We start from the raw sequence: 21,597 nt of genomic DNA on the forward strand, positions 1-21,597 counted from the left end.
ATTAACATAATATTTAACATGCACTCAATAATATGATATAAAATACCGTTATTTATAGTATTGATAAAATTTTTTTGTTAATATAATATTAGTATATTAATAATGATTCTTAAAAAGGTAAAAGGTTTATTAAATGAATTTTTTAGAAATAGAATTAAACAAAGATAAAAAAATAATAAGTGAAGATTTTAAATATAGGAAGAAATTAATAGTTGTATTCATAATATCAATATTGGTAACAACTTTGCTTCTGCTAAGGCTATTTTATTTACAGATAATAGAAAATGAACATTATGATAGCTTAGCTAGAAACAATAAAGAACAAATTATTCCTATAGATGCATACAGGGGTGAAATTTACGATAGAAACGGCATTATAGTTGCTGAAAACATCAAAACCTACACAATGTATATGATACCTGTTTATTTACCTAAGAATTATTTTGAAAGAGAAGAATTACTATACAGAGTATCAAAAGTATTCAATATAGATTTAGGACATATAAAATCAAGTTTGGAAAAAGTTTCAAAAAACAGCTATGAATCTGTAGAGATATCAGAAAATATATCAATGTCTCAAATGAGTTATTTGGCTGAAAGATCAGAAGAATATCCCGGAGTATATTATGGAAGTAAATCTATAAGACACTATCCTCTTGGCGAAACTATGACGCATGTACTTGGATATATAGGAAATATATCTCAGGAAGAATTTGAAAGCAAACAGGCTGAAGGCTACAGAAGAAACAGCGTAATAGGTAAAGAAGGTGTAGAACAATTCTATGATAAAGAGCTTAGAGGAATAGACGGATATGTACAATGGATAGTAGATTCAAGAAACAGAGTAAAAGAAACAATAAGTCCTGCAATAGGAAAGCCTATACCGGGAAAAAAACTTATATTAAGTATAGATTCTAAAATACAAAAAGATGCTGAAGACTTAATAAAAGGTCAAGTTGGTACTGTAATAGTATCAAAACCTACTACAGGTGAAATATTAGCTATGGTAAGTTCTCCTTGGTATGACCCTAACATATTTATAGGTAAAATAGACAGACAAAAGTATGCAGAACTTATCAATAACCCAGCAAACCCATTCTGGAATAAAGCTATAAGAGGTAGATATCCTCCAGGTTCTACATTTAAACTTGTAACTGCTGTTGGAGCATTGGCTGAAAAAAGAATAGGAGTTAATACTACAAGATTCTGCGGCGGCGGTATGCTTCTTGAAAACAGATTCTACAGATGTACAGGTCAGCATGGATATGTCAATATGTACAGAGCTATTCAGTATTCTTGCAACACATATTTCTATAACTTGGCTTATGAATTAGGACCTAACTTCATTAAAAGATATGCTGAAATGTTAGGATTCGGCGATGTTACAGGCATAGATTTACCGGGTGAAAAAGTTGGTGTTGTTCCTAGTGCTGATTGGAAAAGAAGAAAAATCGGTGAATATTGGTGGGACGGTGACACTATTCAATACGTTATGGGTCAAGGTTATATGTCTGCTACACCTATAGCCGTACACATGGCAACTTCTGCTATAATTAATGATGGTGTAATGTACAAACCTCACGTTGTTAAAGAAATAAGAAGTTCTCAAACTGATGAGGTTATATACAATAATGATAAAATAGTAATTAAAAAATTAGATATAGATAAGAACATATTTACAGTAGTTAAAGAAGGTATGAGAATGGCTGTAACAGGCGGTACTGCTAGAAACGGTGCTTGGTCTCCTAATATAAAATTAGCAGCAAAAACAGGTACAGCACAAAACGCTCAAGGTAAAGACCATACTTGGGTTACAATATTCGGACCTTACAATTCAAGACCTACTGATGATATGGTAGCCGTTACTGTTATGTTAGAGCATAGTGGTGGCGGTGGCGGTACTACTGCTGGACCTATTGCTACTGCAATGCTTCGTTCTATACTTGGCGGTGAAGATGCTGTAGAAGCTAGAAATGTAATTTATGCTAGAATGCAGTATATATATCAGCAAATAAGACTTGCTAGAGAAAAAATGAAAGCAGAAGCTCAGCAAAATGGAGAAACTTTAGAAAATATTGACGGAGAACAGCAAAAAGAAGAAGAAAAAGAAAAGAAAGAAGATGATGACGAAAGGATAAAATATGAATGATAAAAAAGAATTAAAAAAATTATTTGTCTTCGATTGGAAAATATTAGCAGCTGTTATATTTTTAATGGTTGCTGGAGCTATAGCGGTATATTCTTCTACATACTCTCCGGAATCAGGAAAAACTAGCTGGATGTTCTTGAAATTCATATTTTTCTGTGCTACTGGGCTTGTTTTGGTGTTTATAAGTATGTTTATAAATTACACAAAATTAGCTGAACATAGAATGTCTTTATATATACCTATGCTTGGGGTTCTTGTTCTAGTTTTAATACCTGGAGTAGGAACTACAGTAAATGGCAGCAGCAGCTGGTTATTTGGTATGCAGCCTTCTGAATTTGGTAAAATAGTTGTTATTATCTTCTTGGCTGGTTATTTGGATCAAATAGGTGATAAGATAAAAGAGATTAAATATTTTGCTTTGGCTGGTCTTTTTATATCAATACCAATAGGTTTAGTATTGCTTCAGCCTGACTTAGGTACTGTACTTGTATACTGTTTTATAGTATTTATAATGCTTTTTGTCGGCGGAGTTCCTACAAGATATATTATAGCATTAATAAGTATTGGTGTTGTAGGGCTTTCAATACCTATGTTCCTAGAATATAAAAGAATGTCTGATGATATAGATAATATACTTTTTAACTTCTTATCTCAAAGAATATATATAGGTTATTTGGCAGGAATATTCCTTTTTGTATCTGCCCTACTCCTAACATTAAATTTCTATATGAACAGTAAATATGTAGGTTTATTATCATTTACATTCTTTGTATTATTCTTATGTACGGTAGCAGCTTTAACTTTCGATATAGGATTAAAAGAATATCAGAAACAAAGATTATTAGTATTCATGAACCCTCAATTAACAAGGCTAAGTTCAGGGTATAATATCATACAGTCACTTATAGCTGTAGGAAGCGGAGGTTTATTTGGTGAAGGATTTTTAAATGGAAGCCAATCGCAATTAAATTTCATACCTCAGCAGGTAAATGACTTCATATTCTCAAATATATGTGAGGAATGGGGATTTATAGGAAGTGCATTAGTAGTTCTTGCCTATGCTGTTATCTTTATAAGAGGAACTATGGTAGCATATTTTGCCAAAGACAGATTAGGTGCTTTAATTGTATCAGGTGTTGTTGCTATGTTTTTATGCCATGTTATAATTAATATTGGTATGGTTGTGGGAATGATGCCTATAACCGGTTTAACTTTGCCTTTTATAAGCAGCGGAGGATCATCTATTTGGACTTTTTCAATATCTATAGGTTTGATCTTCAATGTTGAGGCAAGAAGATATGTACATCAAGTTTAAGAAGTTATAAAATGAAAAGCAGTAATATTTTAACAGAAAAGGTTTTAATAGTTGATTCCAATATAGACTATGCAAATTTTTTACAAAGATTTCTAAAAGAATCAGGATATTTAGCTTATATAGCTTTATCCTGCGAAGAAGCTATAAATATGGCTTATGATAAAATACCGGATTGTATACTTGTAGATTATATGCTTCCTAATGCAGGTGCCGGACGTATATCTCAGCATATAAAAAATGATAACATATTAAAAAACATAGCTATACTATTTTTAACAGCAACTGACAATAAAACCGAATGTTTAAAATCTTACGAATGCGGTGCTGACGGATTTTTCTTAAAATCTATGGACACAGATATTTTATTATTAAAAATGAAATCATATATAAGATTAAAAAAAGCAATAGAATCAAATCTTATGTATATGAACATATTAAAACAAGATATTGAATATGCTTCAAAACTTCAAAAAACTATACTTTCTTATGGAAATACATCAATTCCCAAAAATGACATATCTATATACCATTATGCTCCTAATGAGGTTTCAGGCGATTATATTGGAATAAAATCTATTAATGATGGTTGGTATGCTATATTACTTGTAGACGTTTCAGGTCATGGAGTTGCTGCAAGTATGCTCACTATATTAATAAAGTCTTTTTTTGATTCGCATGCTGTAATTGATTCAAAAAATACTCAGCCGGCAGAATTTATAAAAACTTTGAATAGTTTCTTTATAGAAGAAAATTTTGATAAAAGTTTATTTGCTTCAGTGTTTTATGCTATATACAACAATGATACAGGCGATTTTATATGTTCATCTGGCGGTGCTCCAAAGCCAATATACCATTCAAAAGATTCAACTGTTGATATTGACACAGAAGGCCCATTAGTTGGCATGGTGGAAGACAGCAGCTATTCTGATATAACAACTAAACTCAATCATAATGATTTATTATTTATATTTACTGACGGAGCTTATGAAATATTTGGAAATGATGGAAAAATGCTTGGAGATGACTGCTTAAAGAAGATATTCGTTAAACATTGTCATAAAAATGTAAATATAATGCAAGACTGTATTATCAAAGAATTAAAAACTTATTCTAATAATATGCTTCCTGATGATATAAGCATGATTATATTAAGAAGAACTATATAAATTTACATTAAATTTTATTTCCTATATCAAAAAAATATGATAACTAAATATTTTATTATTACGATAATAATTATGATAACAAAATCTAGTTGACATATTATTGTTTTATCTATATTATTGTTAGCAAATATTATTAAGGTGAACAAAGGTTATGAGATTAAAAATAGCGATTTTAACTATAGTCAATTTAATAGCATTTATAGCATTACTTTATATGTTTGATATCTTTGGAGTTGTAAACTATTATACTTTAATGCGTAATAAAATAGCCCCTAATGTTCCGGGTTTTTTAACTAAATTTACACAAAAACAAAGAGTAGAAGATATGACACTACTTGCAAGAGAAGATTTAAATAAAATGAGAGAATCTTTCAATTTAAGAGAAAAAGATTTACAGGCTCAGGAATCTTTAATAGCAAGCAGAGCATTAGAATTAAATACTCAATCTGAATTAATAGAACAAGACAGACAGAACCTATTAAATGCTTGGTCTAATTATCAAGCAACTATGGACGAATCTTCTCAATATCAATTGGTATTGACAGATTTGGCTAATAAAATCAACAGTATGCCTCCTCAAAATTCTGTAGCATTACTTAATCAGTTGGCTGCTAATGGTTCTGATGACTTAATCATAGACGTATTATTAGAAATGGATTCTATAGCTGCAGCTGAAGGAAGAAACAGTACTACTTCTTACCTTTTAAGTTTGATGGATCCAAATGTTGCTGCTAGAATATTAGAAAAATATGAAGCTAGATCTAATCCTGGCAACAATACAGTACCTTCTTCACCTAATGATTTCCCAAATTATTTACCTGATCAAATGAATAATGATGCTATGTTAAATGAAGGCATCATGGATATGGGTGCGTAAAAAATAATATATTAAGTATAAAATAAAGCCCTTCTTAAATATTTAAGTTGGGCTTTTTTATTTAACCTAATTAAATAAATATTGACAAATAGACTCTTATAAGATATAAATATTTCATTATAATTTGGGAGGATTATAACATATGAAAAAAATCGTATTAATATTAACTATTTTATTTTATTTTAACCTTTATTCACAAAATATTAATGAAAAGCCAATGAAGGTAAATGAAAAGTATTTTACTGAAAATGGAAACTTAAAGGATAACAGAAAATTATCAACTTATGCTATTAGAAAAATAAGATTCACAGATAATTCGTCTTATGAAATGCTAATATCAAAAAATAATAATTGGTACTATTATACTCTTTTTCAAATAGAACAAAGCAATAAATATAAATATATTGGTACTATTGCTTTAAAAAGTTTTAATCAGAATATAGAAGGACTTATTGGCAGCATAGTATATAAAGATAATTATTTTACTATAGAGCATAGTATTATGTCAACTTTAAAAATGTATATAACATTCAAATATAACGATGATAAAAAAATATACTTAGATAAAGCCAGCATGATTATAGAAGTTATTGAGAACAATGCAGACGAAATGAAAAAAACCGCTAAACAAGTTGATGGTAATGTAGTACCAAACAAAATTTTATATAAAGATGTTACAATGGATATGATAAACAAATTATTGAGTCTTGATATATAAAAAGTTATAAATATATTTATGGAAATCATCAGCTATGAAAAAAATTGTATTAATATTAACTATACTATTTTCTTTTAATATATATGCTCAAGATTCTAATCCTATAAAAATAGATGAAAGTTATTTCACTGATAATGGTAATTTAAAAGAAGATAGTGATTTAAAAATCAATGTGATAAGAAAAATGAGATTCAAAGATAATAGTACCTATGAAATGATAATATTAAAAAATAAATATTGGTATTATTATACTTTATTTCAAATAGTAAAAAATAATCAATATAAATATATTGGCAGTATTCCATTAAATACTGAAATATTCAATATAGACGGGTTTACTGCTAATGTAGTTTATAAAAATAATTATTTTACTCTTGAACATCATATAATGAATAACAGAAAATTATATATAACATTTAAATATAATAATGATGATAAAAAAATATATTTAGATAAAGTTACTATGCTTGAAATAAGCAATACAGCAAATAAAATAGCCACAAATCAATATAACGGTAATGTAACACAGAACAAAATTCTATACAAAGATGTTACAAAAGAAATAATATCTAAATCATTAAACATAGAGTTATAATAGTATGAGAGCATTTTTAGCATTAAACTTAAACGAAGAAATTAAAAATAAATATTCTAATATACTTAGAATAAATGAAAAAACAGCAGAATTAAAAAAAGTATCAAAAGATAAAATGCATATAACATTAGTATTTTTTGATAATATAAAAGAAGAACAAATAGAGTTAATAAAAAAAGAAGTGATAAATTCCTCACCTACCCCATTTAATATAAACTTTGAAAATATTTCTTACTTCACAAATAAATTCAAAGATATCAATGTTATATTTGTAAAAGCTGTAAGTGAAGAATTAGAAAACTATGTAAAAACTTTAAAAAATAAATTAGATAATATAGAAAATCTAAAATATGACAGAAAGGATTTTAAATCTCATTTAACTTTAGCAAGACTAAAAAGAGTATATAACAATCAAAAATTAAAAGAAAACATTGAAGAAATAGAATTTACAGCATCATCTTTTTTAGCTAATTCTATAACTTTATATAAAAGCGACTTTGTAAATTACACAGAAATTTTCACTGTTAATTTCTAATAGTATTACAAAATTATAAAAAATAAACAATGGAATTATTTTATTAATTCCATTGTTTAAATAATATTTAGTTATAAATAATTATAACTTTTTAAAACCATTAAACCAAGCTCTTTCATTAAAAGTTTTTTTATCGGTATTCAATTTTACTTCTTCATCTGCATATCCAACAGGCAATATACAAACTAATTTATACTCTTTATCGACATTAAGTTTTTCGGCAATCTTTGAAGCTATATCATCATTATCTGTAATATGACCTTCATACCAGCAGCTTTCATAACCTAATGCCTTAATAGCTAAAAGCATATTTTCAATAGCAGCAGAATAATCTTGAACACTATAACATCTATCTCTGTATGCATATATTTTCTGACTCAATACACATATTAATGCAGGAGCAGTTTCACATATTGGAGGATCAATCAAATTCTTTATTTCGGATAATAGTTGTTCATCATCTACAGCAATTAATGATACAGTTTGTTTATTGCATCCTGAAGGAGCAGCAAGTCCGGCTTCCATGATTTTTACTAAATCATCTTTAGAAACTTTTATATCTTTATATTTTCCTCTATAACTAGAACGGTTCATAATAATATTTAATAAATTATTTTCCATAAAAACATTCCTAAAAAATAAATTTGATAATAAAAATATAATGATTTTTTTTAATTTTTCAATATATGCCAATTAATAGCTTTACTAAAAGTTAGTTTCTTACTTTTTTGTTCGTACTTGTTTTTTATTATCAATTAATTATCATGTAGAATATTTTTTAATATTAAGGAGTATTTAATCATGGAAAAAATAAATTTAGCAAAAGCATCAAAAATTACTTCTCCAAATCCTGTTGCATTAGTATGCACTAAAAAGCCTGACGGAAGTACTAATCTTGCTGCAGTATCTTGGTACACTTATTTATCTTACAATCCAAATATGATAGCTTATGCAATGGCTAAAACTTCATATAGCGGTGAAATGGTTCGTGAGAATAAAAAAGTTATAATTACAATTCCAAGTGAAAATATCAAGGGAATAGTTATGGGATGCGGTATGTGCAGTGGAAGAGATACTAATAAAATAGAAGAATTAGGAATAAAAATGCAGGAACTACCTACAAGCGATATACAAATTCCAGTTCACAGTACCGCTGCTATACAATGTAATTTAAAAGAATTTATTGAAACAGGAGATCATTATTTATATATATGCAATGTTGAAGAAGTATATGCAGACTATAAAGAAAAGGCCGTATTTTCTTGGGAAGGTTATAGTAAAATAGCATCAGCTAAAGAGGAATAATTATTAGTTTATCAATTTTAGGCTTTGTCTTATAAATATTGCATTTTAATAAGGCAAAGCCAAATTATTTTAATTATTAAAACTTTTCTGTCAATCTTAAATCCCATATTAAAAGTATAAGCCAAGTATATATGAATCTATTACTTGCATTATTAAACTCTATATTAATTTTTATTTTTTCATCATAGTTAGTTTCGTTATTTATAATTTTTGTTCTTATATAAAATTCTTGATTATTATATGAATCTTTAAAAGAATAACCATTAATTTCGTAATAACTTTTATGTTCTGTATTCATATCATATCTTTGAGAAAATGCTTTTATTGTACCGTAGTTTATTTCTATATTTTGTAATTTGTTTAATGCTTCTTCTAAATTATTTATTTTTATATTTGTAAACTGCATTATAGGCTGTGATAATTCATAATCTTCAAGCTGTTTTTTCCATTTTGATATAATTTCTTCATCCATTTCTATAGGACTTGATAAACTTACAAAATAATTATTATTTATATTCACTGTATTATCATCGCAGTTGGTATAACTTCCATCGCCTGAATATCTGAATGTTGTTATAAAATTATTATTTTCATCAAACAAATTCCAAACTAAATTAATTGCAAATTTATTCATTATTGTATTATCAATAAATATTTCTTTGAAAAAATTGAAATCGTACTTTTTACCTGTTAATAAAATTTTTATTAAATTTCTGCTTTGATTTTTTATAATATTCGGAATTTCTTTCTTTATGTATTTAATTTCTTCTTTTGTACTATCATCAAAATCTTTAGGTATTTGTTTTAATATTTTATTTTCTTTGATATCAAAAAACTCTATAGTATAATCGTTTTTCAAAATTATTTTATATTGATTATTATTTATTATTTTCTCACCGTTTTTATCAAAATCAAAATTTGGTATAGCTTTTAATCCGAATTCATAAACACTCAAATTATTTTCTTCTGCTATATCCTGAATTATTCTTTCTGCCATCTCTTTTACTTCAGATTTTTTACTTTTCTTAAACACATTATAAAGCATATTAACAGCATATTTACTGTTTTTATTGATAGAACATACAAGTAAACATAATTTAGAATCTTTTTCTTTTTTATAAATTTCTCTTAATGCTTCATCGCCTCCATATATTCCATACATAATGAGAGAAGTTTCTTTATTAGTGATTGTGTATATTGTTTTAATTGCATTTATAAATGATTTTTTATCAAGCAAATTTATAATATAATCTATTTGTTTTATTCTGTAGGCTTCTCTTTTTAATTCTAAATATGATAAGTAAATATATTTTATTATTCTTTTATCTATATTTTCTATTTTTATATCATCTATAAATTTTACTTTTTTATCATCTTTTTTATTATAGTTTTTATCTATATAATTATAAACTTCTTCTATACTATTAAAACTTTCAATATAATTTGGTATTAACTCTTTTAATTCATTATAAAAATTATTTATTAAATATCTTTTAAGCAGATTAAGTTTTTTATTTTTATGGTTTTCTATAATTTTGTATATTTCTTTGACATTGTTTTTTATAAAATCATATAAATTATTTTTTTCTTCTTTATCTAAAGTTAAAGCATATAAATAAATTTTGAATTTAAAAGTTAATTCTAATGCAGAATCTTTATTAAAATTACTCATATCCGTAATATTATCAATATTCCAATCATCTAAATTCTGATTGAATGATGATGTATTTGAAAACATACTTCCTACATCTTTTAATTTTTTTGTATTCCAATTATTAATAGGGCGATTAAAATCTATTGCAAACATAAACATGCATCTCATATTAGTAACATTGCTTACATTCCAATTATTAAGAGACTGATTAAATGCATAAGCTAATGAAAACATACCAGACATCTCTTTTACTTTAGAAGTATCCCATTTAAATAAAGGCTGATTGAATCTATATGCAGATGAAAACATACCAGCCATATTTTCTACATTACTTACATTCCAATCATTTATATTTTGATTAAAACTCTCAGCACGATTAAACATATCGCTCATACTTTGAACTTTACTTACATTCCAATTATTAAGAGGCTGATTAAAACTTTTAGCATTCATAAACATGCTATTCATATTTGTAACATTGCTTACGTCCCAATCATTCAAAGGCTGATTAAATTTTTCAGCCAAGAAAAACATATAGGCTGTATTTTTCACTTTAGATACATTCCATTTACTAATATCTTTATTAAAATTCCTATTAGCAGAAAACATACCAGCCATATTTTCTACATTAGAAGTATCCCAATTTTCTATACCATCATAATTATCTCTATTAAAAAAATCAAATAAGTTTGACATGTCAGTTATTAAGCTTGTATCTATATCGCCCAAGTAAATACTTTCATCTGTTACTAAATCTCTTAATTCTTTCCTGCTTGTAGGTTTATATTTCATTTTTATTCCTATTTCTTGTGAATATAGTATTTATGATTTTATATTATGTATTAATTATTACAATACTTTGTTTATATACCTAAACAACTATATTTTGTCAATTTTTACTTTTTTGTAAATGGAATTTTTGTTTATTAATAGTATAAAATATTATTAAGTTTTGTTTAAAATGCGAAGTAAAACCAAGATTTGTGTCAAAAATGCAGTCTTTCGCGAAGCGTATCTGAGCCAGCCGAGGATATAGGTTCTTTGTGCCACGCCACAGGCACTCCTTTCAGTCGCAAAAGAACTGGGGGTACGAAGTACGCAGAGCGGTGGGGCTAGTCCCCACAAATAACCTAAATTTAAAATTGTATTTTTTGACAAACTCTAAAATTTTCAGTATATACTAAAAATTTTTAACTTTGTCAATTTTTTGTTGTTCTTTTTCCCGCCGCATACGCTCTGCGGACTTCGTCAAAGAACCAAAAAGTGCAAATATAAAATTAGTATTAAATCATACTAATTATGTTTTACATGTAAGATAAATTACTAAATTTAAGTCGAAATGTAGCCTTTCGCAAAGCGTATCCGAGCCTGTCGAGGATATAGCTTCTTTGTGGCAATACTTACAGTACTTCCTTCGGTCGCAAAAGAAGCGGGGTGTTGCGTAAGCACGCAGAGCGGTGGGCAAAGCCCCATATATTAAAAAGAAAATATAATTTTAATTTTGACAAAATATAGTTGTTTAGGTATATATAAAAAAATAGAGTGCCTTAAATAAATTAAGACACCCTATTATAAATAAATATTAATAGATATTTAAATTATTATTTTAAAGCAATATTATAAGTATCCATAGCTATAGCTTTTTCTTCATCAGTAGCTATAACATAAAGTTTAATAGGAGCACCGTCTTTTTCAAAATTAGCACATCCTCTAGCTTTAGCATTCTTATCAGCATCGCATTTAATACCAAGTTCATCTAAACCTTCAAGTATTCTTCCTCTGATATAAGCACTATTTTCACCTATACCGCCTGTAAATACTATACCGTCAACATGACCAAGTACAGCCATATAAGAACCTATATATTTTTTAACTCTGTAGCAGAACATTTGTATAGCAAGTTCAGCTTTAGGGTTAGATTTAGCAGCTTCTTCTAAGTTTCTCATATCATTACTAACACCAGAAACACCTAAAAGACCGCTTTTTTTATTTATAATATTATCAATTTCTTTAGCAGATAAATTTTCTTTGCCCATCATGAAAGTAATAACAGCAGGATCCATATCTCCAGATCTAGTACCCATTACTAAACCTTCTAATGGAGTTAAACCCATACTTGTATCTACTGATTCGCCATTTTTAACAGCAGTAACACTAGCACCATTACCTAAGTGACAAACTATAACATTAGCATTAGGTTTGTTATTTACTTTACAGAATTCACCATAAACATATTTATGAGAAGTACCATGGAAACCATAACGGCGTACTTTATATTTGTCATACCATTCATGTGGAACAGCATACATATAAGCATATTCTGGAATTGTTTGATGGAAGCTAGTATCAAATACAGCAACCATTTTAACGTCTTTTAATATTTCCTGACAAGCTCTTATACCTTGTAAACCTGCTGGGTTATGTAAAGGAGCAATATCGCAGCAAGCTTCTATAGCTTTTATAGTCTCGTCTGTTATTAAAGTACTTTTGCTGAATGCTTCTCCGCCATGTACTACTCTGTGTCCTACACCAGATATTTCGCTCATATCAGATATAACACCAACTTCTTTATCAGTTAATAAAGAGAAAATTAAAGCCATACCAGCTTTATGATCCGGTACTTTTTGTTCTATCTTTTTTTCTTTGCCTTTTTCTACAGCAGTGTGTTTTAAAGCACTTGTTTCTTCACCGATCTTTTCTAAAAGACCTTTAGCTAAAACTTTTGCTTCTGGCATAGCAAATAATTGATATTTAATACTAGAACTGCCAGAATTGATTACCAATACGTTCATAAAATGACTCCATAGTTTTTAGTTTTTAATAATTATAATTGAAGTATTATATCATAATATGTATATTTATCAATGAATTTTTATTTTAATACAAATTATGTATATACAAAAAAGAGGATTAAAACATTTACATGAATTAATCCTCTTACTATTTTACTTTTATTCTTTCTTTTTTACCCACATAATAGTATATCTGTCAAATGATCTGCTTTTATCAGCAAGCCATAAAGTTTCCTTTTTTACTTTAGCTTCTATAGTTATTATTTGTCCTTGATATTTAGCATATTCTTCAAAAAACTTTTTATCAAAATAATAATCTATTTCTTCTGTAGATATTACTGCATCTGGAAACATAGCCGTACCAACTATTCTAACTCTGCCTGTAATATTTTCCTTTTTAGCAAATAACAAGAAGAAAAATACAAATAAAAATACTTGTGAATATTTTAATATAATTCTATACATTCTTTTCATAATTAATACAAATTAATATTTCTTTATTTCGCCATTAGTACCAAATAATATATTTCTATATTTTGGTGTATAAGGTTTCTGACTAGCAAAACTATAATTCATATTTCTTACAGTACTATTTGGAATCTGTATATTTATAGCTGTAGGACTCTCTCCAACAAATGTATCTTTATTCAAAGCTATTTCAATATTAGAATTAAACTTTCTTGTTACTAAATTAATATTAGGAGTACTTCCTAAAGAACCATAATAAGCTACCAAAGCACCGGGATATAAAGAAATATTTTCACCAGGATTTCTAAATTTTGGACTAATGCCTGTAACTTGATAATTTAATAATCCGTCTATCCAATTTAATAGTAAACTGTCCCAAGTAGTAGCAATACCTCTGCTTGAAGCAACACTAAGAACTCTATCATAACTATTATTATAAGTTGATTTTGCTATATCTCTAAATACAGTTTTATCATTACCGCTTGTTTTGTAAAGCCAATTCATAAATACTGAAGCTGAAGGATAATTAGCAAATATATTTAAAGGCAGATCCCAAGTATAAAAACAATAATATCCGCCCATATTATTAAATTCTTCTATTCTTGATTGAGCTGTTTCAGGACTATATAGTATTGATGTTGATTCAGAAAGAGATTCATTAAGCCATAAGTCTATATTTTTACCTAAGTTCACATTATAATTAATTAAATGCTGAAGTTCATGCAATATAGTTCCAGACATAACATCAGGAATTCTATCCATTAAATCCACATCCATATATAATATTTCTGCATCATTAAAACTTCCTAATATTAAATCTCCGGGATAAAAATAACCCAATGTATATGTTGTAGAACCAGCAGGATTCATAGAAAATAATAAAATATTTATTTTACCATTTCCATCAACATCTGTATGACTGCCGTATATACTAACTAAATCTGCATAATTTTTATGGAAAATACTTCCCATTTGTGATATAGAACTTCTTGATACATTTTTACCATCTTCTATATAAACAATTAAATTATCAGATTCAGCATAAACTCTGAATCTTTTTCTTTCAGCTTTATTATATTCATTTATAACATAAAATACCTTTGATGCAGAAGAATATTCATCATAATAAGTAAATATACCATCATCATAACCAATATTATTGCCAGAACCTAAAATTCCGTCAAGTACTCCGCATGAATTTATAAACAATAAAGAAAACAGCAATAGAACTAATAATTGATATTTTTTCATAATATCCCCCTTTAAGTAATAGAACTGTTATAACATAAAAATGTAAAATAAAAATCACATTTATTTAAAGTAATTTAATCATTTTATAAAATAAACACTAATTTATATCTTTTATTTTTTACAATATTATTATAAAATATGGTTCATATATATAGACAAAAAATATCGGAGAACTAAAATGAAGAAATTAAATTTAATAATGATCTTCTTATTTTTATCAACATTGATATTGAGTGCTAATACTATTGAAGATGAAGTATTTAGATTGATTAATTTAGAAAGAAGTAAACAATCACTTCCGCCTCTTCCAAATAATCAAAGACTTCATTCTTTAGCTTTATATCATGCTGATAATATGGCTAAAAATAAATTTTTCAGCAATACTGATTTAGATGGTTTGGATTCTAAAGCAAGACAAGTTAAACTATACCCTGAAATGGTTGGAAATATTAGTGAAAGTTTAGGAAAATTAGATGTTATTCCTTTTACAGATAAAAAAGCTGCTGAAAGTATAGTTAAAAATTTAATGGCTACACCTGACAGTAAGAAAAACATATTAAATAAAAATTTCAATGCTATAGGTGTTGGTGCTGTAAAAAGAGGTGTTGGGGTATATGTTACAGTAACATTTGCTGATATAGTAGCTGAATCAGTAGACTTTGTTCCTCAAGCTAAATATGGTGATGAAATAACTGTAAAATACAGAATATTAAATAAAGCTGCTTTTACTGACTTCAAAATTGCTGTTGAAATGGCTGATAAAGAAGCTAGAATTACTGGAGATGACGATAAAACTTATATAGGTAATATAATCTATGATGTAAAAGATATGGGTAATAGTATATTAGGAAGAACTTTCAAAGCTGAATATGGAAAAGGCGATTATAAAATATCTATACTATATAAAGGCCAGCATTTCCTAAGTAATGTAAGAACAATAACAGTAGAATAATAATATATGAAATTTAGAAGAAGATTCAATATAAAAAGCGGAATTGATCTAACCCCCATGATAGATATAGTATTTAATTTACTTATATTCTTCATGGTGGGTTCTACTATTGTAGAAACTCCTCAAATAGAAATAAGCCTGCCTAAATCTACATCTGCAGTAGGTTCTGAAAAAAATGAAACTATAGTTATAAGTATAGCTAAAGACGGAAAACAATATATAAATGGTTATGAAGTAGAAAATCTTGATAATAACCTAAAAGAATTAGCTAATACTGAAGGTGAATTAGAAAAACCTGTAGAAATAAGATCCGATGAAGATGTTAGAACTCAAATATTAATATCTGTTATAGACAGTGTAAAAAATGCTGGATTTACAAAGCTTAGTATAGCAACAGATACAAAAGAAGAAAATTAGAAAAATAAAATTAAATATATTTATATTTATAACCTATCCATTTTTGGTATTCTCCATTTTGAATACTCTCTATCCACTCACTATTATTTAAATACCAATCTATAGTGTAATCTATTGCTTCATTAAAATTTCTGCTTGCCTTCCAATGCAGTTCATTTTTTATTTTATCGCAATTAACAGCATATCTTTTATCATGTCCTGCCCTATCTTCTACAAATGTAATAAGGTTCTTATAATAATTTTTGTCCTTATTCATTTTCAATGCTATTTTCTCGCATAAAATATTTACCATATCTATATTACTGATTTCATTTTCTCCGCCAATATTATATGTTTCTCCTACTTTTCCATTATGTATTATTGTAAATACTGCACTATTATGATCATCAACATAAATCCAGTCTCTAACATTCTTACCATCACCATAAACAGGAAGTTTCTTTTCATTAATAATATTTAATATCATAAGAGGAATTAATTTTTCAGGAAATTGATAAGGTCCATAATTATTACTGCAATTAGATATTGTTACAGGTAAATTATAAGTATAAAAATATGCTCTAACTAAATGATCGCTAGATGCCTTTGAAGCAGAATATGGACTTCTAGGATTATATGCTGTTGTTTCATAAAAATAACCATTTTCATCAAGAGAACCATAAACTTCATCTGTACTTATATGATGAAAAAGTTTATTATCAAAATCATTGCTCCATAATCTTTTACAAACTTCCAAAAGATTAAATGTTCCTATGATATTAGTTTGTATAAAATCTTTAGGCCCGAAAATAGATCTATCAACATGACTTTCTGCTGCAAAATGAACTACACAATCAGGTTTATATTTTTCAAATACTTCATTTAATGCATCTATATTACAAATATTTATTTTCTCAAAAAAATATCTGTCTTTATATTTATTTTCAATATCTTTTAAATTTAAATAATTGCCGGCATAAGTGAGCATATCAGCATTTATTATACTGCCGCAATAGTTAGTATTTTCAAAAATATATCTAATAAAATTACTGCCTATAAAACCGCATCCGCCTGTAACTAAAATATTTGAAAACTTTCTCATATAAATGATTTCCTATATTTACAAATATATACAAAATTAGTTTTAAGCAGTAATTTATTAAATAATTATATTACTCTCTAAATTGTAAAGAATATAAATATTGATATTTACCGCCTCTTTTCATCAATTCTTCATGAGTACCAGATTCAATTATTTTACCGTTCTCAACTACACATATATATGTTGCATTTTTAATAGTAGAAAGTCTATGTGCTATAACAAATGTAGTTTGAAGATTAATAATTTCATTCAAAGCTTTTTGAACATACATTTCACTTTCTGTATCTAATGCACTGGTTGCTTCATCAAGTATCAATATAGAAGGTCTTTTTACAACAGCCCTAGCCAATGCTATTCTTTGACGCTGACCTCCTGAAAGCATTACACCTCTAGGTCCTATATGTGTATCATAACCATTAGGTAATTTCAATATAAACTCATCAGCATGTGCTATTTTTGCTGCTCTAATCAAATCATCATCTGTAGCATCTGGCTTAGCATATAAAATATTCTCCCTTACAGTTCCGTAAAATAAAATATTTTCCTGAGATACTACACCTATTTGATTTCTTACACTTCTTGTGTTTAATTCATTTATATCAATACCATCAAATCTTATAACACCTTTGCTTGGTGTAAATAATTTAGGTATTAAGCTGATCAAAGTGGTTTTACCGCCTCCGGAATTACCAACAAAAGCAACAACATCGCCTTTTTTAACATTGAAGCTTACAGGTCCTAAATGAAAAGGAGTTTCTTTTCCTCTTTTGCTATATTCAAAATGTACATCTTCAAAAGTAATAGAATGCTCTATAGGCTTCATTTCCTTTTTAGTAGGGTCATCAACATTCTCGCTTGGTAAATCCATTATTTGAAATACCCTTTTAGCTATACCCATAGTTCTTTGCAAGTTAATTACAATACCAGATAAATCTCTTACTGGAGTAGATATATTTAACATATAAAGCAAAAATCCCCATAAAAACTCAAAAGGCATTTCTCCTTTAAATATTAAAAATCCGCCATAAGCAAGTATTATAAGCATAGCAACTATCATTACAAGCTCTGTCATAGGTCTATTTAAAGAAGTTAATAAAGAAATTTTTCTCATGAATTTTATTAATTCTGAATATACAGTTCTATATCTAGTTACTTCCTGATCTTCTTTAGAAAATATTTTAATAACTTCTATTCCTCTTATATCTTCTTGTATAACAGAAGTTGTAGCCCCTAATAAATTTTGTTCAGCTGTAACTCTAGTTCTTATTAATTTTGATACTTTATCTATACCCAAAGCTATTAATGGGGCAGCAATAAAACAAGCTAAAGTTAATTTAACATTTAATATTAAAAGCATACATAATGTTAATATTAAAGTTAAAGGCACTGTAACCATATTAGGCAATGTAGAAGACAAGAAATTTTCTATTGATCCAGACTCATTAATAACCCTACTCATTAAATCACCTTCTTTTTCCTGTTTGAAATATGCAATATCAGTATTAAGAAGACCTTTCATCATATCTGCACGTACATCTTTACCTATTTCCTGAGCAGTAAATGCAAAAAGAAATGTTTTAGTATAGTCAAAACCTACACGGAATATTACATATATAAAGCCGATTATTATAATGAAAGCAAATTGGGCCATTATAACAGGGTTTCCAATATAATCTACATTTAAAAATTGCTGAGCTAAACTCTTTGTATTCAAATTGCTAAATTTGGCAGTCAAATCCGCTACAAAAGGAATTTTATCCAATAAATCAACCCTTTTACCGCCAGTTATAGCTATTGCCATCTGTCCAAAAAACGGAGGAAGTATATTTATTATTGTATATCCAACACTTAAAATAAAAGATGGTATAAATAATTTCTTATGCCTCATAGCATAAGAAAACATTCTTCTATATGGATGTTTTTCAGGATGAGAATAATATTTTTTTCTATGTTCTTCTGTAACAGCTCCATAATCAAACGGTCTTTCATCTTTTTTAAAAAACTCTTTTATCTTTTTTATAACCATAAATTAATATTCCTATATGTATATTTATTTTATAATTTTATATTATAATATTTTATATTTCAATATTCTATTAAATTTTCACCATACTCTAAACGTAATTTCCTATCAGCCATATTTGCAATAGATGAAGAATGTGTAACTATTATTAAAGCAGCATTAGTTTGTTTAGTCATATTCCATAATAGCTCCCTAACTAACTCAGCATTCTTTTTATCCAAATTACCAGTAGGTTCATCAGCCAATACAACACTAGGCCTATTTATCAAAGCACGTGCTATAGCTACTCTTTGTGCCTCACCTCCAGAAAGTTCCCCTATTCTATGCTCCATACGGTCTTTCAATCCAACTGTTTCAAGTAAAATTTCAGCTTTTTGTCTAGCTTCCTTTTTATTATATTTAAGCATTAAAGAAGGAATCATTACATTTTCTATTGCACTAAATTCACCAAGTAAATTATGAAATTGAAATACATAACCAAGAGAACTATTTCTAAAATGAGCTAATTGACCTTCATTCATTTTACCAATATTATTTCCTGATATATTTATACTCCCTTCTGTAATATCATCTATTCCGCCAATCAAATTCAAAAGAGTAGTTTTTCCGCTTCCAGATTCTCCTGTTATAGCTAGAATCTCATTCCTATAAACCTCTAAACTTAATGACTTCAAAACTTCAACTTTTGGAGGCCCAACATAAGTCTTTTTTAAATTTTCTATCTTTATTAAAACTTCTTTAACATTATCACTCATATCTCAATACCTCCGCAGGCTTGTATCTGCTTGCAATATAAGCTGGTATTATAGCAAATAAAACAGAAAGTAAAAATGAAATACTAGCCACCATTACAACTTGAGAAATATGTATTATAGATGGGAGTCCTCCGCTTACATAATATATATCTGATGGGAAGAAATCAGGAACTATTGGTATTGATAATCCGCCTATTTTGGCAGGTATAAACCATATAATATTAACTATTACTTGAAGTATTATTCTAATGCCTTCCAATGCTTCATTAACATAATTAGCAAGAAGTATTCCAAATATTACCCCTAGTACAGTACCTATTACACCAATTATAGCACCTTCCAAAAAGAAAACTTTAGCAACATTTGAAGGTCTAAGTCCTAAAGTCTTTATTATAGCAATATCACGTCTTTTATCTTTAACGAATATTATTTGGCTTGAAGCTATATTTAAAGCTGCTATTAATATTATAAATGAAAGTATCAAAGCAAGCATCAATTTTTCAGTATGCAAAGCCTGAAAGAAATTTCTATCAAACAACATCCAAGGCATAACACTATAATAATCTTTTAAATCTTCATTGATTTTATTTGCCACCTTATCAGCATCAAAGAAATTCTTTACCTTTACAGCAACACCAGTAACAGCATTATCATATCCAACCATTTTTTGACCAGTAGCAATAGGAACTATAACCATTTTACTGTCATATTCATAATATCCGGTTTTATAAATACCTTTAATAGTAAAAGTAGTTTTTTGAGGTCTGAACCCTTTATCAAAACTTCCAGCAGCAGAAATTATATCAATAGTATCTCCAACTGATAAAGCATAATCTTTTGCCATTTCTGAACCTATTAAAGCTTCATTAGTTTTCATATCTTTATTATTGCCCTCTACAAAATTAAAGTATTTTATAAAATCTTTATCTGTAGTGAATATATTATCTTCAAAAGAACGTACAGTTATAAGCGTAGTAAAATTATATGAACGCATTATACAAGGAATAACTATATAAGGATATGCACTTGTTATTTCCTTATTATCCATTATATTATCAACTACAAATTTATAATCTGTAAGAGGCTGATCACTATAAGCACTGATATTTATATGTGCCCTCATTCCAAGAATTTTATCTCTTATATCGTCCTGAAAACCATTCATTACTGAAAGAACGGTTATCATTACCATATCACCAACTAATATTCCAAGTACACATATAATTGTAATAATTGAAACAAATGAAAATTTCTTTTTGGCTCTTAAATATCTTACGCCAAGCATTAATTCTAATCGCAAAATATCTCCTTAGCATTGAGAATTGACAATGCTGAATATTATATATTATATTTAATAAATTTAAACCTATTTTGTACTGATATGTCTGTTTAAGAGCCATAGATATTGCACACTTTTAGTTTAAAAAAAGAAGGTATTCCTTATAATTTAAATTACTAGAAATAAACCCAAAGGAATACCTATGAAACAGTATAATGCACAACAGAAAAAAAAGATAGTATTAATTATTAATAAAGTAAAAAAT

The 21,597-nt window shown here is 27.5% G+C and carries 19 protein-coding genes; 10 read left to right on the plus strand and 9 right to left on the minus strand.

Features of this window, described 5'->3' with window-relative positions:
- The first annotated feature begins 133 nt into the window (after positions 1-133).
- From mrdA to thpR, 7 genes are all read left to right on the plus strand, one after another.
- Complete coding sequence (mrdA, locus tag Q0K52_RS04860) at positions 134-2,149, plus strand: penicillin-binding protein 2 (RefSeq protein WP_297297049.1); 2,016 nt, start codon at positions 134-136, stop codon at positions 2,147-2,149.
- Entirely contained in the window at positions 2,142-3,464 is a 1,323-nt protein-coding gene (locus Q0K52_RS04865; RefSeq protein ID WP_297297051.1) for an FtsW/RodA/SpoVE family cell cycle protein, read from the plus strand. The genes mrdA and Q0K52_RS04865 overlap by 8 nt, the downstream gene beginning before the upstream one ends.
- Positions 3,465-3,475: 11 nt before the next feature.
- A complete protein-coding gene (locus tag Q0K52_RS04870; protein ID WP_297297053.1) occupies positions 3,476-4,630 on the plus strand; it encodes a fused response regulator/phosphatase in 1,155 nt (384 codons plus the stop codon).
- Positions 4,631-4,781: 151 nt separating this feature from the next.
- On the plus strand, positions 4,782-5,507 hold the full coding sequence (locus Q0K52_RS04875) for a flagellar protein FlbB (protein ID WP_297297055.1): 726 nt from the start codon (positions 4,782-4,784) through the stop codon (positions 5,505-5,507).
- A 142-nt stretch (positions 5,508-5,649) separates the two neighbouring features.
- Positions 5,650-6,225, plus strand: a complete 576-nt coding sequence (locus Q0K52_RS04880; protein ID WP_297297057.1) for a hypothetical protein — start codon at positions 5,650-5,652, stop codon at positions 6,223-6,225.
- A 34-nt stretch (positions 6,226-6,259) separates the two neighbouring features.
- Positions 6,260-6,820 carry a hypothetical protein gene (locus Q0K52_RS04885; RefSeq protein ID WP_297297059.1) on the plus strand — a complete coding sequence of 187 codons (561 nt, stop codon included), beginning with the start codon at positions 6,260-6,262 and terminating at the stop codon, positions 6,818-6,820.
- Positions 6,821-6,824: 4 nt separating this feature from the next.
- On the plus strand, positions 6,825-7,355 hold the full coding sequence (thpR, locus tag Q0K52_RS04890; RefSeq protein WP_297297061.1) for an RNA 2',3'-cyclic phosphodiesterase: 531 nt from the start codon (positions 6,825-6,827) through the stop codon (positions 7,353-7,355).
- An 81-nt stretch (positions 7,356-7,436) separates the two neighbouring features.
- Here the strand turns inward: thpR and Q0K52_RS04895 are convergent, their stop codons facing one another.
- A complete protein-coding gene (locus Q0K52_RS04895; protein WP_297297063.1) occupies positions 7,437-7,976 on the minus strand; it encodes a nitroreductase family protein in 540 nt (179 codons plus the stop codon).
- 180 nt (positions 7,977-8,156) lie between these two features.
- Here Q0K52_RS04895 and Q0K52_RS04900 point away from each other — a divergent pair, with 180 nt between their 5' ends.
- Positions 8,157-8,660 (plus strand): flavin reductase family protein, encoded by a 504-nt coding sequence (locus tag Q0K52_RS04900; protein WP_297297065.1) that lies wholly within the window; start codon positions 8,157-8,159, stop codon positions 8,658-8,660.
- A gap of 76 nt (positions 8,661-8,736) precedes the next feature.
- Here the strand turns inward: Q0K52_RS04900 and Q0K52_RS04905 are convergent, their stop codons facing one another.
- The 4 genes from Q0K52_RS04905 to Q0K52_RS04920 all read right to left on the minus strand — a co-directional run bounded on the left by Q0K52_RS04905 (position 8,737) and on the right by Q0K52_RS04920 (position 14,825).
- On the minus strand, positions 8,737-11,106 hold the full coding sequence (locus Q0K52_RS04905; RefSeq protein WP_297297067.1) for a BspA family leucine-rich repeat surface protein: 2,370 nt from the start codon (positions 11,104-11,106) through the stop codon (positions 8,737-8,739).
- 809 nt (positions 11,107-11,915) lie between these two features.
- Complete coding sequence (locus Q0K52_RS04910; protein WP_297297069.1) at positions 11,916-13,106, minus strand: acetate/propionate family kinase; 1,191 nt, start codon at positions 13,104-13,106, stop codon at positions 11,916-11,918.
- 159 nt (positions 13,107-13,265) lie between these two features.
- Complete coding sequence (locus Q0K52_RS04915; protein ID WP_297297071.1) at positions 13,266-13,580, minus strand: hypothetical protein; 315 nt, start codon at positions 13,578-13,580, stop codon at positions 13,266-13,268.
- 12 nt (positions 13,581-13,592) lie between these two features.
- Entirely contained in the window at positions 13,593-14,825 is a 1,233-nt protein-coding gene (locus Q0K52_RS04920; protein ID WP_297297073.1) for a peptidase M30, hyicolysin, read from the minus strand.
- A gap of 178 nt (positions 14,826-15,003) precedes the next feature.
- On the opposite strand from Q0K52_RS04920, the gene Q0K52_RS04925 reads away from it, so the two are divergent.
- Positions 15,004-15,777 (plus strand): CAP domain-containing protein, encoded by a 774-nt coding sequence (locus Q0K52_RS04925; RefSeq protein WP_297297075.1) that lies wholly within the window; start codon positions 15,004-15,006, stop codon positions 15,775-15,777.
- A 6-nt stretch (positions 15,778-15,783) separates the two neighbouring features.
- Positions 15,784-16,194 (plus strand): biopolymer transporter ExbD, encoded by a 411-nt coding sequence (locus tag Q0K52_RS04930; RefSeq protein WP_297297077.1) that lies wholly within the window; start codon positions 15,784-15,786, stop codon positions 16,192-16,194.
- Positions 16,195-16,204: 10 nt separating this feature from the next.
- Here the strand turns inward: Q0K52_RS04930 and rfbB are convergent, their stop codons facing one another.
- From rfbB to Q0K52_RS04950, 4 genes are all read right to left on the minus strand, one after another.
- Positions 16,205-17,275, minus strand: a complete 1,071-nt coding sequence (gene rfbB / locus Q0K52_RS04935) for a dTDP-glucose 4,6-dehydratase (RefSeq protein WP_297297079.1) — start codon at positions 17,273-17,275, stop codon at positions 16,205-16,207.
- 70 nt (positions 17,276-17,345) lie between these two features.
- Positions 17,346-19,301, minus strand: a complete 1,956-nt coding sequence (locus tag Q0K52_RS04940) for an ABC transporter ATP-binding protein (protein WP_297297081.1) — start codon at positions 19,299-19,301, stop codon at positions 17,346-17,348.
- A gap of 59 nt (positions 19,302-19,360) precedes the next feature.
- Positions 19,361-20,053 carry an ABC transporter ATP-binding protein gene (locus Q0K52_RS04945; protein WP_297297083.1) on the minus strand — a complete coding sequence of 231 codons (693 nt, stop codon included), beginning with the start codon at positions 20,051-20,053 and terminating at the stop codon, positions 19,361-19,363.
- Positions 20,046-21,338 carry an ABC transporter permease gene (locus Q0K52_RS04950; RefSeq protein ID WP_297297085.1) on the minus strand — a complete coding sequence of 431 codons (1,293 nt, stop codon included), beginning with the start codon at positions 21,336-21,338 and terminating at the stop codon, positions 20,046-20,048. Before Q0K52_RS04950 ends, Q0K52_RS04945 begins: the two co-directional genes overlap by 8 nt.
- Positions 21,339-21,597: the final 259 nt, after the last annotated feature.

It is taken from the genome of uncultured Brachyspira sp. (assembly GCF_944390845.1).
GTDB lineage: Bacteria > Spirochaetota > Brachyspiria > Brachyspirales > Brachyspiraceae > Brachyspira > Brachyspira pulli.

Excerpts from the sequence above, each read along its gene's own strand:
- mrdA (WP_297297049.1), top strand. The coding sequence starts at position 134 with ATGAATTTTTTAGAAATAGAATTAAACAAAGATAAAAAAATAATAAGT.
- Q0K52_RS04865 (WP_297297051.1), top strand. The coding sequence starts at position 2,142 with ATGAATGATAAAAAAGAATTAAAAAAATTATTTGTCTTCGATTGGAAA.
- Q0K52_RS04870 (WP_297297053.1), top strand. The coding sequence starts at position 3,476 with ATGAAAAGCAGTAATATTTTAACAGAAAAGGTTTTAATAGTTGATTCC.
- Q0K52_RS04875 (WP_297297055.1), top strand. The coding sequence starts at position 4,782 with ATGAGATTAAAAATAGCGATTTTAACTATAGTCAATTTAATAGCATTT.
- Q0K52_RS04880 (WP_297297057.1), top strand. The coding sequence starts at position 5,650 with ATGAAAAAAATCGTATTAATATTAACTATTTTATTTTATTTTAACCTT.
- Q0K52_RS04885 (WP_297297059.1), top strand. The coding sequence starts at position 6,260 with ATGAAAAAAATTGTATTAATATTAACTATACTATTTTCTTTTAATATA.
- thpR (WP_297297061.1), top strand. The coding sequence starts at position 6,825 with ATGAGAGCATTTTTAGCATTAAACTTAAACGAAGAAATTAAAAATAAA.
- Q0K52_RS04895 (WP_297297063.1), bottom strand. The coding sequence starts at position 7,976 with ATGGAAAATAATTTATTAAATATTATTATGAACCGTTCTAGTTATAGA.
- Q0K52_RS04900 (WP_297297065.1), top strand. The coding sequence starts at position 8,157 with ATGGAAAAAATAAATTTAGCAAAAGCATCAAAAATTACTTCTCCAAAT.
- Q0K52_RS04905 (WP_297297067.1), bottom strand. The coding sequence starts at position 11,106 with ATGAAATATAAACCTACAAGCAGGAAAGAATTAAGAGATTTAGTAACA.
- Q0K52_RS04910 (WP_297297069.1), bottom strand. The coding sequence starts at position 13,106 with ATGAACGTATTGGTAATCAATTCTGGCAGTTCTAGTATTAAATATCAA.
- Q0K52_RS04915 (WP_297297071.1), bottom strand. The coding sequence starts at position 13,580 with ATGAAAAGAATGTATAGAATTATATTAAAATATTCACAAGTATTTTTA.
- Q0K52_RS04920 (WP_297297073.1), bottom strand. The coding sequence starts at position 14,825 with ATGAAAAAATATCAATTATTAGTTCTATTGCTGTTTTCTTTATTGTTT.
- Q0K52_RS04925 (WP_297297075.1), top strand. The coding sequence starts at position 15,004 with ATGAAGAAATTAAATTTAATAATGATCTTCTTATTTTTATCAACATTG.
- Q0K52_RS04930 (WP_297297077.1), top strand. The coding sequence starts at position 15,784 with ATGAAATTTAGAAGAAGATTCAATATAAAAAGCGGAATTGATCTAACC.
- rfbB (WP_297297079.1), bottom strand. The coding sequence starts at position 17,275 with ATGAGAAAGTTTTCAAATATTTTAGTTACAGGCGGATGCGGTTTTATA.
- Q0K52_RS04940 (WP_297297081.1), bottom strand. The coding sequence starts at position 19,301 with ATGGTTATAAAAAAGATAAAAGAGTTTTTTAAAAAAGATGAAAGACCG.
- Q0K52_RS04945 (WP_297297083.1), bottom strand. The coding sequence starts at position 20,053 with ATGAGTGATAATGTTAAAGAAGTTTTAATAAAGATAGAAAATTTAAAA.
- Q0K52_RS04950 (WP_297297085.1), bottom strand. The coding sequence starts at position 21,338 with ATGCTTGGCGTAAGATATTTAAGAGCCAAAAAGAAATTTTCATTTGTT.